This is a genomic window from Rhodopirellula halodulae (assembly GCF_020966775.1).
Lineage (GTDB): Bacteria > Planctomycetota > Planctomycetia > Pirellulales > Pirellulaceae > Rhodopirellula > Rhodopirellula halodulae.
In genome coordinates this window covers 270,632-285,823 of sequence record NZ_JAJKFV010000002.1, presented here as the reverse complement: position 1 = coordinate 285,823, position 15,192 = coordinate 270,632, and the positions used below count along the sequence as shown (strand labels likewise).

General features: G+C 55.2%; 11 protein-coding genes. 4 read left to right on the top strand and 7 right to left on the bottom strand.

Annotated elements, in window-relative coordinates:
- Nucleotides 1–447: 447 nt before the first annotated feature.
- Nucleotides 448–660: a hypothetical protein gene (locus tag LOC70_RS01670; protein ID WP_230251521.1), complete on the bottom strand. Its 213-nt coding sequence runs from the start codon at nt 658–660 to the stop codon at nt 448–450.
- 59 nt (nt 661–719) lie between these two features.
- Between LOC70_RS01670 and LOC70_RS01665 the strand changes: the two genes are divergently transcribed.
- Entirely contained in the window at nt 720–2,192 is a 1,473-nt protein-coding gene (locus LOC70_RS01665; protein ID WP_230251520.1) for an SDR family oxidoreductase, read from the top strand.
- Between the two features lie 100 nt (nt 2,193–2,292).
- Here LOC70_RS01665 and LOC70_RS01660 read toward each other — a convergent pair whose 3' ends face one another.
- Nucleotides 2,293–3,285 (bottom strand): HAD family hydrolase, encoded by a 993-nt coding sequence (locus LOC70_RS01660; protein ID WP_230251519.1) that lies wholly within the window; start codon nt 3,283–3,285, stop codon nt 2,293–2,295.
- Between the two features lie 456 nt (nt 3,286–3,741).
- Here LOC70_RS01660 and LOC70_RS01655 point away from each other — a divergent pair, with 456 nt between their 5' ends.
- Nucleotides 3,742–6,114 carry an arylsulfatase gene (locus tag LOC70_RS01655; RefSeq protein ID WP_230251518.1) on the top strand — a complete coding sequence of 791 codons (2,373 nt, stop codon included), beginning with the start codon at nt 3,742–3,744 and terminating at the stop codon, nt 6,112–6,114.
- A gap of 27 nt (nt 6,115–6,141) precedes the next feature.
- Here the strand turns inward: LOC70_RS01655 and LOC70_RS01650 are convergent, their stop codons facing one another.
- The 4 genes from LOC70_RS01650 to LOC70_RS01635 form a co-directional block, all read right to left on the bottom strand.
- The gene (locus LOC70_RS01650) at nt 6,142–7,884 is read right to left on the bottom strand and encodes a hypothetical protein (RefSeq protein WP_230251517.1); all 1,743 of its coding nucleotides are present in this window, start codon (nt 7,882–7,884) and stop codon (nt 6,142–6,144) included.
- A gap of 155 nt (nt 7,885–8,039) precedes the next feature.
- Nucleotides 8,040–9,869 (bottom strand): Xaa-Pro dipeptidyl-peptidase, encoded by a 1,830-nt coding sequence (locus LOC70_RS01645; protein WP_230251516.1) that lies wholly within the window; start codon nt 9,867–9,869, stop codon nt 8,040–8,042.
- Between the two features lie 113 nt (nt 9,870–9,982).
- Nucleotides 9,983–11,077, bottom strand: a complete 1,095-nt coding sequence (locus LOC70_RS01640; RefSeq protein WP_230251515.1) for a cupin domain-containing protein — start codon at nt 11,075–11,077, stop codon at nt 9,983–9,985.
- A gap of 147 nt (nt 11,078–11,224) precedes the next feature.
- The gene (locus LOC70_RS01635) at nt 11,225–11,731 is read right to left on the bottom strand and encodes a carboxymuconolactone decarboxylase family protein (protein ID WP_230251514.1); all 507 of its coding nucleotides are present in this window, start codon (nt 11,729–11,731) and stop codon (nt 11,225–11,227) included.
- Between the two features lie 80 nt (nt 11,732–11,811).
- Between LOC70_RS01635 and pdxR the strand changes: the two genes are divergently transcribed.
- Entirely contained in the window at nt 11,812–13,290 is a 1,479-nt protein-coding gene (gene pdxR, locus LOC70_RS01630) for a MocR-like pyridoxine biosynthesis transcription factor PdxR (protein ID WP_230251513.1), read from the top strand.
- A 43-nt stretch (nt 13,291–13,333) separates the two neighbouring features.
- On the opposite strand, the gene LOC70_RS01625 is transcribed toward pdxR, so the two are convergent.
- Nucleotides 13,334–14,047, bottom strand: a complete 714-nt coding sequence (locus LOC70_RS01625; RefSeq protein ID WP_230251512.1) for a helix-turn-helix transcriptional regulator — start codon at nt 14,045–14,047, stop codon at nt 13,334–13,336.
- Between the two features lie 138 nt (nt 14,048–14,185).
- Here LOC70_RS01625 and LOC70_RS01620 point away from each other — a divergent pair, with 138 nt between their 5' ends.
- Nucleotides 14,186–15,187: an alpha/beta fold hydrolase gene (locus tag LOC70_RS01620; RefSeq protein WP_230251511.1), complete on the top strand. Its 1,002-nt coding sequence runs from the start codon at nt 14,186–14,188 to the stop codon at nt 15,185–15,187.
- Nucleotides 15,188–15,192 lie beyond the last annotated feature (5 nt).

Below are 15,192 nucleotides of genomic sequence, written 5' to 3'. Positions count from 1 at the left end.
TTGGATCGATGGCTGACTGAGAACGCTGGTTTTGACGGCAGCATCGTCCGGGCCCAACTCCACGGGCTCAACTCCACGGGCCGTGGCCGAGTACAGACTGCAATCGAGTCGTCTTTTCAATTCAACGCTTCACCAAAAGCCGGCGGAGCACGGTCCACCAGTGAATCGACCATTTTGGGGAACGGCTACCTCGCGGTGTGATTTTCGCGATGCGATGGCCGTCGTGTTGGATAGCGAGCGGTTGGCCGGTTGCCATCACCGTTGCTCGAAGAAAGCTTCTCGCCGACTGCAACTGGCTCCATGTGATCCGCGGGGTCGTGCCGGTCGACTGAATCGCCAGCACACCATCGTCGAGAGTCTCGACGTATACCGTTTGGACGCACGTGGAACCATCGAACCGTTGCAGTTTCAAGTCTGCGTCGAGTGCGACTTTCGGCGCAGATCCGCTCATGCTTGGCCAGAAAGGTCTTGTGTGCGGATCTTCAAAACGCCCTGGAGTTTCCAATGTGCGTGTTCCACATTTTCACCGCCGGTCTTGGCTGGCACAAAGACCTCCATGTTTTGAAAGTCGTAGGTGATCTCGGCGTTTCGCCCCGTCAACGCGTCGTAAAGTCCACCGGCCAGTTGTGGCCAAGTGTGCGTCGCTGTGTCTGTACTCATCGCTAACCTTTCTAGTAAGAAGCTTGAAAACATGACTCCTTTCTGAGCCGAATCACTTTATGTCTGAATCAACCCCCGACGAATCGAATGTCCTGGTGTGCGGCGCGACCGGCTACGTCGGCGGACGGCTGGTGGGACGGTTGTTGGACAAGGGATATCGCGTTCGATGTTTGGTGCGTCGTCCCGAAAAACTGAGCAAGTTCTCGTGGGTCAATCATTCCCGTTTAACGGTGATCGAAGGCGAATTGCAGAATGCCGCAGCAACGGGAAAAGCACTCCAGAATGCCGACGCGGCCTACTATTTGGTGCATTCCATGCAATCGGCCAAAGGTGAGTATGCGAAACGGGATCGCGAATTGGCGACTCAGTTTCGAGACGCTGCCCAGGGAGCGAATTGCCATCGAATCATCTATCTCGGCGGCTTGGGAGAGCTGGGGCCGGACTTGTCGGAGCATCTCGATAGCCGGCACGAGGTCGGGGAAATCTTGCAGTCCGGGAACGTGCCGACGACTGTGTTTCGGGCGGCGATGATCATTGGATCAGGTTCGGCTTCGTTCGAAACGCTTCGATATCTGGTCGAACGATTGCCAATCATGGTGACACCCAAGTGGGTCACGACCCAAACGCAGCCTGTGGCCATTCGTGATGTCTTGCGTTATTTGGTCGAGTGCTTGGAAAAGCAGGAGACCGCCGGCCGCACTTTGGACATCGGTGGTCCAGACGTGATGACGTATCAAGAGATCATGCAGGTGATGGCAAAGAAGCTTGGTCTCAGTCGACGGATCATCTATCCCGTGCCGGTGCTCACACCTCGTTTGAGCAGTTTGTGGATTGGTTTGGTGACGCCAGTCAGTAGCAGCATTGCTCGCCCATTGGCAGAAGGATTGAAGAATCGAACCGTTTGTCGCAACGACGAAGCCGTTCGACTGATCCCCGGTGAATGTCTCGGCGTCGAAGAAGCAATCGAAGCAGCTTTGGGAAAGACGAATCAAGGCGACGTGGAAACACGTTGGTCAACGGCGGGGGAAATGCCGGGCGATCCCGATTGGGCGGGAGGGACCACGCTGACCGATCAACGATGCGTCACGGTGGATGGTCCAGTTGATCGAACTTTTGCAGAGATTCGATCGATCGGTGGTGCGAAGGGTTACTGGGGAGCAGGCTTCCTGTGGCACATCCGCGGATGGATGGACCAAGCGATCGGCGGACCGGGATTGCGCCGCGGACGACGTCACCCCAGCGATCTGCACTACGGAGAAGCGGTTGACTTCTGGCGAGTCACGAAGTTGATCCCCAACGAACGTTTGACGTTGCGGGCTGAAATGAAATTGCCGGGCATTGCCGAACTCGATTTCGAAGTCGAACCCGAACCGACGCAGAAAACCGATGTGACCATGACCGCCCGCTTCCGACCGAAGGGGCTGCTCGGGTTGGCCTACTGGTACGCGGTTTACCCACTGCACGGATTCGTTTTCCCCGTGATGCTTCGTGGGATCGCTCGAAACGTCGAAGCACAAACGAATGCTTCGTGACGAATGGCCGATTCGGCCTCGATGCGAGAAATCCTGAAGAAGAAAGTCCACAAGGAAAGAACACTGGTGTGATCGAAGATTCGGCCTGATTCTTCGCGTTTCATTTGCTCGGATAGATGGTTTTCCAATCGCGTTTCATGTCCACCACCGTCCAGCCTTGTTGTTGGGCATCGTCCAAGGCTTGGTCCAGTCGGCCAACGTGCGACTGGCGATCGTAGGCCCATTCACGATCCGCGTCGGTGTGATGCACGATCAGGCCAAAGCTTGGGGAGTGACCGATCGTGGTGTACTGAAGCATTTGCCAATCACCGTCCGAATTGCCCGCCGCGAAAATGGGACGTTGTCCGAGGTGCATGTGGATTCCGATCGGTTTGCCCTCTTTGTCATCGATGAAATTGACCTCCGGCAAACGAACAAGGACCGGTTTGCCATCGCGAATTTCGTAGCGAGACTTGATGCTGCTGCCAACGACTTGTTCACGAGGAATGCCGTACGTCTCCAACGTCCACGGACGCATGAATTCAATGCCGCCACCGGAAACAATGAACGTCTTGAAATCATTCGCTCGTAGATAGTCCAGCAACTCCAACATGGGTTGATAGACCATCTGCTTGTACAGCTTTCCAGTCTGGGGATGTTTGGCGGTGTCGATCCACTGCGTAACGATCTGCTCGAATTCGTCCGCGGTCATTCCTGAATGTGTGGCAGCAACGATTTCGATCAAAGCCTTTTCACCGCCAGCCATCACGGCTTTCAGATCGCCATCCAACACGCCCTGGAATGGTTGCTGATTCTTCCACTCCGGGTGATCCGGAGCCATCGCTTTGATTCGGTCCAAGGCGAACGCCAGTTGAAAGTAGTACGGCTGTTCACTCCACAACGTGCCATCGTTGTCAAACGTTGCAATTCGACGCTCCACCGGCACAAAGTCGGGTGAGTCTTGCCTGGTCACTCGTTCAACGAAGGCCTGAACGGATTTCTTCGAAGCCGTGTCATTCCACGAAGGCAAAGGGTCCTGTCCCCATGCCGTGACCGAAGCGATCCATAGAGAGGCTGCAAATGCAAAGTTGGTCAGAAAGCGTGGGTTGTTCATGTTTCTCTTGCGTGATGAGTATGAAAGCCACATCGAAACAGTTGAAAGACAAGATTGCGACAAGCGGTGATCGGAACCACGGAAACGAGATTCACGAAGCATCGGAGGACTCGTTCGGGTCGCTTCATCAACGGTCCGCACCTTGAGCTGTCCATATTGTACCCGGCATATCCGTAGCCAAAGGCCTTGATTGCGAATGTAATAGCAGTCGGTTCGGTAGACAGAAGTTTACTGTGTGAGCTGAATACATAAATTGATTGAAATCTCACGAATCGGACTGTGACATCTTCTTTCACCGCTGGATACATTGGCACGGCAATCTTCGCGATGCAATCGATGCAGGTTTGAACCGTCGACGGTCAAACTCTTTTCAACACGTCGTTGGTGAGTACGGCGAGATACTCGTTGGTTCCCCGAATGACGACGTTTCTCAAACTTATCAAAAGGTGAACTCGCATGAGACTACTTCCACATGTGGCTAGATGTTTCGGCGTTGTGCTGACGAGCCTAGCTTGTGCCACGTCGGCCGATGCTGGTGATGCCAACGACAGTCCTCCGATTGATCGACGAATTCTGCCAATCGCCGAGCCAACCTATCCGGCATACACAGAGTTGGATGTTCGCAACACAGAGCCTCCGCCACCGTTTGAGGTGACGGCACCGGAGAAAGCTCCCAACGTCTTGATCATTCTGATTGATGATCTTGGCTTTGGATCCACATCGACTTTTGGCGGTCCCATTCCAACGCCGACTTTGGATCGTCTGGCAAAAGGCGGCTTGCGATACAACAACTTTCACACCACGTCGTTGTGCTCGCCAACCCGTGTGGCACTGAAGTGTGGACGCAACCACCACACGGCCAATGCGGGCTCCATCATGGAAACCTCCACCGCGTATCCAGGCAACACGGGAAAGATTCCCAATCGCGTTGCACCGTTGGCGGAGATGCTGAGGCTGAATGGTTACAGCACCGGCGCCTTTGGAAAGTGGCACGAAACGGCACCTTGGGAGACCAGCGTGTCAGGACCTTTTGATCGGTGGCCGGTTCATCAAGGTTTCGACAAGTTTTACGGTTTCATCGGCGGTGAGACTGACCAATGGGCACCTTTGATTTACGACGGAGTGAAGAAAGTCAATCCTCCGAAGAAAGACAACTACCACTTCACCGAGGACATGACGGACCAAGCCATCAACTGGGTGAAGGCCCAGCAATCGATGACTCCGGACAAACCGTTTTTTATGTACTTTGCCACGGGAGCGACTCACGCACCGCACCATGTTCCCAAGGAATGGATCGCGAAATTTCGCGGGCAGTTTGATGAGGGATGGGACAAGGTCCGAGAGCAAACGTTCGAGCGTCAGAAACGCGAAGGCATCATTCCAGAGGGAACGAAATTGCCACCCATGCCCAAGGATTTGGCGTCATGGGAATCGCTGCCCGAAAACAACAAGAAATTGTTCCGTCGTCAGGCGGAAGTATTCGCGGGATTCGTTGGGCACACCGATCACCACATCGGTCGATTGGTTTCCGCCATCGAAGAGATCGACGAAATGGACAACACGTTGGTTCTCTACATCGCGGGCGACAATGGTACGAGTGCCGAAGGCGGCATGGTCGGGATGTACAACGAAATGACTTACTTCAATGGTGTGGAAGAAAAAGTCGAAGACCTGATCCCATTGATTGACGAATGGGGAAGCCCAGCCACCTTCCCGCACATGGCCGCAGCCTGGGCCGTTTGCTTTGATGCCCCCTTCAAATGGACCAAGCAGGTGGCGTCAGATTTTGGCGGCACTCGAAATGGCATGGTGGTGCACTGGCCGAATGGCATTCAGAAAGGCGGTGGGCTTCGCAAGCAATTCAGTCATGTGATTGATGTTGCGCCGACGATTTTGGAAGCTGCGGAATTACCCGAACCAACAGTGGTCAATGGCACACCCCAGGTGCCCATCGAGGGAACCAGTTTCCTGTACACCTTCAACGACGGCGACGCGGGCGAGCGGCACACGACGCAATACTTTGAAATGTTCGGTAACCGAGCGATCTATCGTGATGGTTGGCTTGCCCGGACGATCCACCGAGCGCCGTGGCAAACCAGTGGGATGCAACCTCTGACGGATGATGTTTGGGAACTCTACAACGTTCACGAAGATTTCAGCTTGGCGACCAATTTGGCTGAACAGCATTCAGAAAAACTGGACGAAATGCAGAACCTATTCATGGTCGAGGCCGCGAAATATAACGTTTTGCCACTGGATGACCGCACCATTGAACGTGCGAATCCGGCGCTCGCGGGGCGACCGGACTTGCTCGGCGATCGCACCACGCTGACGTTGTACGAAGGCATGGAGGGTATGCTCGAGAACACCTTCATGAATGTCAAAAACCGCTCGTTCACCATCACGGCTGATATTGAGATTCCCGAGGGTGGCGCATCAGGAGCGATCTTAATCCAAGGAGGCCGATTTGGCGGTTGGTCACTGCACCTTCGCGACGGCAAACCCGGCTTCGAATACAACTGGTTGGGGCTGAACCGATACGTCATCGAAGGATCGGAGGCATTGCCACCAGGCAAGTCAACGGTGAAGCTCGACTTTGCTTATGACGGAGGTGGTTTGGGCAAAGGCGGCACGGCGACTTTGTCGGTGGGCGATAAGTCCGTTGCCAAAGGCCGTGTCGACAAAACGCAGCCCAATCTCTTCTCAGCGGATGAAACCGCCGACGTTGGATTGGACAATCAAACGCCGGTCGCTCAAGGCATTGGCTATGGTCCGGACGAAACCAAGTTCACCGGACGAATCCACAAGATTCTTTTGGAAGTCAAGTGATCGTTTGATGGACTCGCGTGTGAAACGTCAGGCCTCGTCAGGGGCCAGTTGGGCTTTCTCGTAGCGACGAACTTTGTCGGCAACGTTGCGGTGGATCCGATCGATGGTGGATTGCGATTGGCTTGGAAACATGGGCAGGTCCTCGATTGGGACGCCCATGCGGGTCAGTGTGAATCGCCAATCGTTTGCATCGCCGGAGTTGCTCAGAATCGGGGATGGCCGCTGCAGGAATAGCTTCGTCACGGGCTGCACGGCGGTGTTGGCTTGAGGCCCCAGTTGAACGAAAGCTTCGCGAATGCCATGCACCATTGCACGGCGATCTCGCCAATGCGGAATCTTCGTGACGTCCTCCAGCATCGATAGCAGCACGGGCAGTGCTTGTTGGGGCCCGGTATCAGCGATGCGTGACACAAAGGGACCGGTTTGTTGGCGTAGTTCCGGCGTGTTCCAGATCTTCCAATGCGTCGCGGTGGGGTTGGCGAAGGTGCCCTCCGGCATGGCGGCGAGCCGTTCAGCGAGCCAGTGTCGAAGCTTCGGTGACGTGTGCGTCATCACGATGCGTTCGGCGAAGGCATCTCGCATGGCCGCCGGTGTTTTCTGTTTCGAGAACAGGTTTTGAAGCGGCTGATCCAAATCGGTAACACGTTTGTCGGCCACGATCTGTGCAATCAGTCCGTGGTCGGGTTCTTTGGAATCAAAGAAGAAGAGACCCAGGTATCGCCGCGTCAATTCAAGTTGAGCTTCACTCGCGGAAGGATCGTTGATGACCAAGCGAGCTTGGTCACGCAGCTTGGCGATGTTGTTGAGATCGCATGTGGGAAGTGGAAACTCGATCGACTCAAGCCAGCTTGTTTCCGGATCGAGCGTCGGGTCTCCCGATTGCAACGATTGCCTTCCCAAACCAAACGATGCGCTGGAGAGCATGCTGGTGGAGAAGTTGCATCGAAAACCGAGATAGAAGATCGAGGCAGGAACGGATTGTCGCTGATAGCTGAGTCGAAGGTGAACCACACCATCCGAGTCTGTCAGAGTGACACGGCGAAAACGGGAGTCACGGTCACGTCGACTTTCAATTCGTAAGGTCCAATCGGCTGAATCAGCATCAACGGGAACGACGCTTCGAATTCGCTGAGGACCGCACAATCGCAAGGCCCATTCGGCTTCCACGGCTTTGGTCGCCGACGTGAATTTCTTGCCGACTTGAGCTTTCGCCAGCGGCGGATAGTGTCGAACGATTTGTCCCGGATCGTTGGGAAAGATCCCAGGCCTGGAGTCTGGATTCGCATCGACGAGTTGGAAGCCGGCTTCCTGATTACTGGAAGAGCGTTGCGGGTCGATGCAAGCAATCGTGACGGAGTCGACTCGCGGCGAGTCGAGAGCCGCGAGGCAAAGGGCATCACAAGCGGGACCAAGTTTGCGGCTCGGCATTTCAATTCGAACATTTCCTGTCAGTTGAATCTGCTGATCAGGGATGACATCGGATTGTTGAGCGGCTTGATAGTTCGCGATTGCTCGCATTCGAAAGGGCTGCATCACCAGACAACCGCCAAGAACCGCGATCAGAAATGCGACCACTGTGGCGGCAACCGAAGAATCGATGGGGAGCGTGCGACGAATGATTGCCGTGGCGACCAAGTACACAAACACGGTCGGAGCAATCGTCAAAATCAGCCCGGGAACGATGAGCAGAAAATAGCCGAGCACCACCAGCGAAGGCGCCGCCAACGCAATCGCGGCCAGGATGCCGAAGAGAACGAGTGCGTGCTTCATCCGCTGGAGTTCGAAAAAGAATGACTGAGGCGATCATTGCGTGAAGGCAACAATTCGCGGAATGATCGCAGCGCACACCGGTCCAGCGTGTGGCTGCGTACAACCCTAGCTCATGCTTTCCGAACGGAATGAATTTTTTGGATGGGTCTCGCGAGTCAATCCTTGGTGGCAAATGGAATGGTCCCACCAACAACCGGCAAACTCAGGCGGGTTTTCTGAAGATCCAAAGTGATTTTGGTTCCCGGCGTCGGATGAAGGGTGTAGTCGCGATCGCTCGAGAAAACCATCAACCCAATCTGCTGGCCTTTCGCGATGATCTGGTCATCCGGTTGCAGGTCGAACTCGACGTCGTAGAACTGACCGGGGACCAATGGCACGCTTTCGCGAATCGAATCAATGTTCTGCGGGTCGGCCCATCCTCGAGTGATAATGTTGTCAGTGATCTTCGCGTTGCGATCTCCATTCCATGGCAACGAAACCAACCACACACTCAGGTTGGCGGCGGGGCGGTCGCAAGCGATGCGAAGTTTGATTCGCGGGGTTCCCGACAGATGAACGGCTTCATTGAGTTCAGGCGTCGTGTAGATCAAACGATGCTCGGTGTATTCGGCTTGTGCCAGCGAGTCACCCGAGAACGAGAAGTTGTCCACCAGTGTTTCTTCAATCACGGTGGCAAGCGGACTGGTTTGCAAACTTCCACGCTGAGGAGCACCCGGCGTTGGGTACAGCGAGACGAATTTGGCGTCCGGGTGCGGGTACTCTGGATACTCGGTTGGTTTGGATCGATCATCACTTTCGCGAACGATCCAAGCATTCGAATCATTCTCGACACCGTTGTCTTCGCCGAAGAGATAATGAGTGAACCAACGATTCATCATGTCGATGGGTGGAGGTCCGCCGTGGCCGCCTTGGTGCATGAACAGTTTGGTTTCCACTCCGTTCTTTTTGAGTGCTTCATAGATGCGAATGCTGTGTTCCGGCACGACATTCCAATCGTTGAAAGCGTGAGACATCAGCACGGCCGCTTTGACTCCGTCGATTCGGTTCAGGTAATCCCGTGAAGCCCAAAAGTCGTTGTAATCGCCGGTGGCTCGGTCTTGCTGGGCAATCATGAGTTCGTCACGCACGTTGCAATTGCAGTAGTCTTTGATGGCTTCGTCACCGCCGCTGTGGATGAAGTCATACAAGATGTCGATGTCTTCGCCCAGGTAACCGCCGGGATGACGGACCAAACCGTTGGATCGGTAATAGTGGTAGTACGAAGTGTTGGGAGCCACCGGGATGATGACTTCTAAACCTTCCACCCCGGTCGTTGCCGCGGCCAACGGAATCGTCCCGTTGTAGCTTGTGCCGGTCATGCCCACCTTTCCGGAGCACCAGTAGGCTTCCACTGGTTCGCCACCTTCTGGTTCCGTGAAACCTTTTCCGCGACCACACAACCAATCGATCACCGCCTTGGGAGCCAGGGCTTCCGGATCATCGCCCACGGTTGGGCAGCCTTGTGACAGTCCGGTGCCCGGCGCACTCGAATGCACCACGACGAACCCGCGAGGCAGCCAGTCTTTGACGTGTCGCTTGGAGATGATCGGTCGAGTGCCGGTCAGTTTGACGTCGGGAGCTTCGGATCGTTTTGGTGGATCGTCACCCAATTCTTGGCGAGGGTCCCAGTAGAAAGACTCGTCCGAACCAGCGGTGCCCGCGAAATATGGACTGGAGTTGTAAACCACCGGCAGCTTGAGCGACTGCGTGTCGGTTTGCGTTGGACGAGTGACGCTGACATGCATCCGATCCAGCTTCCCATCGCCGTCAGTATCGAACTCCGTCTCGACCCACAAATCATGCCGGATCCAATAGTCGGAATCTTCCAGCTCCTTGATGACCTGTGCTTTCCCGTCTTTGACCACAGGAATCTGAATTTCATCCCCGGCCAAAGGCGATGCCGTGAGAAACAGGAAAGCGAGAACGGACGTGGAAAGTCGATTCATGGTTGCAATACCAAGGTGAGATCGTGGCGGGAAGTCACCAGCTTACTCAGCCAGTTCAACGAACTTCAAGCGAACGACCGGATTCCACGATAGTGGAGCAGATGGCCAATTAATTATCGATCTTTGTTCGATTCTGCTCCGGTGTCGCCGGGAAGGTGGCGGTCGAACCGCTCGTAACGCTGCAATCGTTCAAGATACAAATGCGACTCGACGTACGCGCGGTGCTCCTTCGATGTCATTACTTCGAGAAGTTCGAGGGCCGAGATGTAGCTGGCAAGGTTGCCATTGGACGAAATCATCTTGCCGTCTTTGACAAAACTGACGTGGCGATCGTCCTGCACTGAAAGACCTGGGTAAGTCTTCTGCAACAGTTCGCCACCGCCGATGTACGTCACGATCTTTTTGCCTTCTGCGATTCCGGAGGCTCCGATCAAGTGGGCTCCGGCACAGTTGCTCATCGTGAAATCCGTTGCGGCGCCTTGGGAGCGAACGAAATTCACGATGTCGGGCGACGCCACGATGGTTTCCATCTCGTACGAGCTGGACACGACCAACACGTTCAAGTCCGGGCAGTCATCGAAGGAGTAATCCGGCAGAACCCGCAGTCCGCTTTCCATCGGCACCGGTTGATGTTTACGCGCCACCGTCACCACGTTGAACAGACGTTTGCCATCTTGGGAGGGTTTGGAAAAGACATCGATCGGCGCGGTGACTTCCGTCATCAAGACATCATCGAACAGCAGTACCCCAATCGTCGGCAGGGACTCATCGAACGAAGCGCGATTGACGCTGTCTGTAACGCGAATCGTGCAGGTTTGGTTGGCAATCACCTCGGTGTTGGCTTCGGGCGAGATCTTTGCATTTTCGACTTCCCCGGCGGGAATGGTCAGACGTTTGGTGTTTCGAGGATGCACCATGGTGACCAACACGCGCGTGGAGGCCTTGTTGTCGGGATTGCGTGCGACTTCGTGCAGCACCATCGTCGGTTCAAAGAACGTGTCGCCGGGGTGGAGGGTTTGAAGAGGTTGGCCCTCGATCTTGAACTCCAACGTGCCCTCCAGGACATGTCCCACGACTTCACCGGGGTGATGGTGCGGCGGCGACGAAGCCCCCGGAGCGAATGTGATTTCGATCAGCGAGGTGGACATCGGGTTTCCGTCCACATCGCTGGTGATCGGATCGGTCCGAAGCACTTTCACCACCGGCATGTTCCGATGGTTCGATTGATCGACGGCGGTTTGCTTGGAGGCGGTCGCTGGTTCCCGGGGAACAGTCTGACCGAACGCGGGAACGCCTGTTGTCCACATCGTCATACAAAGCAAGAGGTGTGGGATAATTCTCATTGTTCGGCTCTTTCAATTGGTGGTGGCGGAGTGCTGCAATAAGGACGCGATGAATTGATGATCGGTTTGGAATGGAACGGCCAAGCGGTTCCATGTGTTGATCATGGCGACAGCTAAGCTCAGCTGACTGAGCCCTTCTTCGCCGAACTCATTCACGGCTTCGGTATAGAGCGGGTCGTGAATGCCGCGTTCGTCCGCGAGGCGAGTCAACGACTCTGCCCACCGGAAAGCCGTGCGTTCCCGGTCGGTGTAGCAAGGAGCCTCCTGCCAAACGCTGACTAAATCGATGCGTTCGTTGGTTTCGTTCATCAAACGAAGCTGCTGAGTGTGCAGGCTGACACAAAACGAACAGCCATTGATTTGCGACACGCGGAGCTTGATCAGTTCCAGCAGTTGCGTTCCGATCGAGTAGTTCGCCATCGTGGATTCGATGCTGGTCAGTTGCCGAATCTCGCTTGGAATCAACTGAAAGTAATTGGCTCGCATTGAGTTCTCCTGGTGGTGGTCGAGCGACGTCACAAAGTAGAATCATAGAAGCAAAGTGGCTCTTCTAAAGAACCACTTGGTGACGAAACGAGGGTGCCACTTTGGGTTGTTCCATGCCGCGAAGAAATGAACACTTCGAATTCGATTGGATTCAGTTGAACGGCGAAGGGACGACGCCGGTCTATCAACAATTGGAGAACCAGTTGCGACAGGCCATCGTCGGTCAAATGCTGAAGCCCGAGGACCGGGTGCCATCCAGCCGCAACCTCGCGTCCGCAATCGGCGTGTCCCGAAACACGGTCTTGTCTGCTTATGAGCAGCTGATCTCCGAAGGCTATTTGGAGTCGGTTCGAGGCAGTGGAACACGCGTGGCGAAGATTCCGCCGCAAGCCTTCGATTTTAATTCGGCTCACACGGCCACCACACCGACGAAGCAATCCTCTGCAAGGCTTTCGACGCTTGGGCAACAGTTAGCGCAGGAAGCCCAATGGTTGCCGCCCGTTTCCAAGCGTCCCAAAGCCTTCACGCCGCATCTGCCAGCAACGGACGAGTTTCCAACTGCTCTTTGGAATCGATTTTCTGTTGAGCAGTCGCGTTGGTCTGATAAGCACCTGCGTCTTGGCGATCCGCAAGGCTACTATCCTTTGCGGGAATCGATCGCTCAGTACATGGCGGTCTCGCGAGGTTTGTCCTGCGAACCGGAACAGGTTGTGATGACCTCCGGCTCTCAACAAGCCTTCACGATGATCGCTCAGTTGTTGCTCAATCCCGGCGACACCGTTTGGGTGGAGGAACCCGGCAACTCGCCCGCCAACCGGTTGTTAGACATCGCGGGTGCGAAGGTGGTGCCCGTGCCTTTGGACTCGGAAGGGATCGATGTCTCTCGAGTTCCGGACCGTGCGGCGAAGCCCAAGCTGATCAGTGTGACTCCGGGAGGTCAGTGGCCGATGGGAATGACGATGAGTTTGACTCGGCGGTTGGAGTTGATCGCTCTGGCACAAAGGCATCAGAGTTGGATCATCGAGGACGACTACAACGGCGAGTTTCGTTACACGGGACGCCCCCATCCCTCTTTGAGCAGCCTCGACTCATCAGGCCAAACGATCTACATGGGGACGTTCAGCAAGTTGCTGTTCCCATCGATTCGGTTGGGCTTTTTGATCGTCCCAAAATCGCTGGTGCCCGTGTTTGCTTATGCTCGATTCCTTCAGGACCGAGGATCGCCGCCGTTGGTTCAAATGGTGCTGCATCGGTTCATTGAAACGGGGAACTTCGTCAAGCACATTCGTCGCATGCGAACGTTGTACGCCGAGCGTCAAACGGTGTTGTACGAATCGCTTCAGAAACATCTGGCCGGCCTCGTCGAAGTGCAACAACCCGAATCGGGAATGCATTTGACGGCTCAGGGCGTGACGCGAGAAGCCGAAGTAAAGCTGATCAACGCCGCCGTGCGTGAGAAGGTCGAGTTTCATCCGGTGAGCCTGTATTCACGCACCGGAAGTACCACTGGCATGATCCTCGGTTTCGCGGCGTACGACCGGAAATCGATTCAGAACGCCGTGCGTCGTTGGGCGAAAGCTCTGAAGGACTGAACGTCGCTCGCGAATCACCGCGAGAGAATGCTCGTCAACATGTTCAACTTGTAGCGGAAGGTGATTTCTTTTGAAACTCTTCTTCGCATTGCCGTTGCATGTCGTCCAGCGTCTTGCCAGGTTCAAGTTCGAATTTTTCGTCGAGGACAACCAGCTCCTGCATGCGATCGACGCGAAAATGCCGGAAATCGCGCCGTAGTTCGCACCAGGCTGCCACCATCCAATTGGGAGCCAGGAAGATGATGGCCAATGGTCGAATTCGCCGGGTGGTGGAAGACCCGTTTTGATCGATGTAGGCAAACTCGACCAAGTGCCGCGTGCCGATCGCTCGCCTGAGCGAGGTGAAGTCAATTTGCAGCGCTGGCTTGCCAGCACTTGGGTAGGCGTACGAAGTGGATTGGCGAATGTTGTCGGCTAATGAGTCAGGGAGAACCACGGTGATGCGATCCAGCGCCCGCCGCGCCGCCTGAGCCATTGCTGGATCGGCCCAGCTCTGCACCATTTGGGCTCCCAGAGCGAGTGCCTCCAACTCTTCATCGTCAAACAACAGCGGCCGGACCACGTAGTTGGGGCTGAGCAAATAGCCGACGCCGGCTTCTCCGGTCAGCGGAACTCCGGATGCCCGCAAATCAGCGATGTCGCGATAGATCGTGCGGACGCCGACCTCCAACTCCTCACCGAGTTCCTTCGCGGTGACCGTTTCGCGACGGGCTTTGAGGTACTCAACGATCCGAAAAAGACGATCCGCCCGACGCAATGCATTCCCCGTGAAGCAAAACCTTCCGATTTCTCACAACACTGCTGACAGTAGGCTGTCAGGAGGGCTCTGTAAAGTTGGTCGACAGACACGAAGACGATCGTTGAACAAACTTCTCGAACAACAAAGGGACGAACAATGGCGACGAGCGACCAACTTCTATCAACACAATTTCCAAGACCGACTCTTCTCGATATCAACGGAATCCAGCTCGAAGTCTTCGAAGCTGGTCAGCAGAATGCGGGCAACCCGATTGTGCTTTGTCATGGTTGGCCCGAGCACGCTTTCTCTTGGCGGCATCAGGTGCCAATGCTCGTCGAAGCGGGGTACCACGTCATCGTGCCGAATCAACGAGGCTATGGAAACTCATCGAAGCCCGCCGAGGTCACCGACTACGACATCGAGCATTTGACGGCGGACTTGGTGGGACTGCTGGACCACTTTGGTTACGAAGACGCTGTTTTTGTCGGTCATGATTGGGGGGCGATGGTGGTTTGGAGTTTGGCGTTGTTGCATCCAACCCGTGTGAGCCACGTGATCAACCTGAGCTTGCCATATCAGGAGCGTGGCGAAGTGCCATGGATCGAGTTCATGGAGCAGGTGTTCGGAGCCGACAACTACTTCGTTCATTTCAATCGGCAGCCTGGCGTGGCCGATGCGGTGTTCGATCATCACACTCGCCAATTTCTACGCAACTTGTTCCGCAAAAACGTGCCTCCGCGAGAGCCCGACCCGGGAATGCCACTGATCAACCTGGCCAAAGCGAAGGCACCGTTGGGCGATCCCATCATGAGCGACGATGAGTTGGATGTGTTTGTGTCGGCGTTTGAGTCGACGGGGTTCACTTCCGCCATCCGTTGGTACCAAAACCTCGATCGCGATTGGCATCAGTTGGCGGATGCGGATCCGATCATCCAGCAGTCGTCGTTGATGATCTATGGAAATCGCGACATGATTCCGCCATCGGAAAGGTTGCAGGAGTTCGTTCCCAACGTCGATGTGGTGCATTTGGATTGCGGGCATTGGATTCAACAAGAGATGCCGGAAGCAACCAACGAAGCCATTTTGAGTTGGTTGAAACGCAACCACCAAAAGGCTTCTCGTCCACGACCGGTTGTGAAAGGTTCGATCAGCATCTAGCGAGT

Excerpts from the sequence above, each read along its gene's own strand:
- LOC70_RS01670 (WP_230251521.1), bottom strand. The coding sequence starts at position 660 with ATGAGTACAGACACAGCGACGCACACTTGGCCACAACTGGCCGGTGGA.
- LOC70_RS01665 (WP_230251520.1), top strand. The coding sequence starts at position 720 with ATGTCTGAATCAACCCCCGACGAATCGAATGTCCTGGTGTGCGGCGCG.
- LOC70_RS01660 (WP_230251519.1), bottom strand. The coding sequence starts at position 3,285 with ATGAACAACCCACGCTTTCTGACCAACTTTGCATTTGCAGCCTCTCTA.
- LOC70_RS01655 (WP_230251518.1), top strand. The coding sequence starts at position 3,742 with ATGAGACTACTTCCACATGTGGCTAGATGTTTCGGCGTTGTGCTGACG.
- LOC70_RS01650 (WP_230251517.1), bottom strand. The coding sequence starts at position 7,884 with ATGAAGCACGCACTCGTTCTCTTCGGCATCCTGGCCGCGATTGCGTTG.
- LOC70_RS01645 (WP_230251516.1), bottom strand. The coding sequence starts at position 9,869 with ATGAATCGACTTTCCACGTCCGTTCTCGCTTTCCTGTTTCTCACGGCA.
- LOC70_RS01640 (WP_230251515.1), bottom strand. The coding sequence starts at position 11,077 with ATGCCGGTGGTGAAAGTGCTTCGGACCGATCCGATCACCAGCGATGTG.
- pdxR (WP_230251513.1), top strand. The coding sequence starts at position 11,812 with ATGCCGCGAAGAAATGAACACTTCGAATTCGATTGGATTCAGTTGAAC.
- LOC70_RS01620 (WP_230251511.1), top strand. The coding sequence starts at position 14,186 with ATGGCGACGAGCGACCAACTTCTATCAACACAATTTCCAAGACCGACT.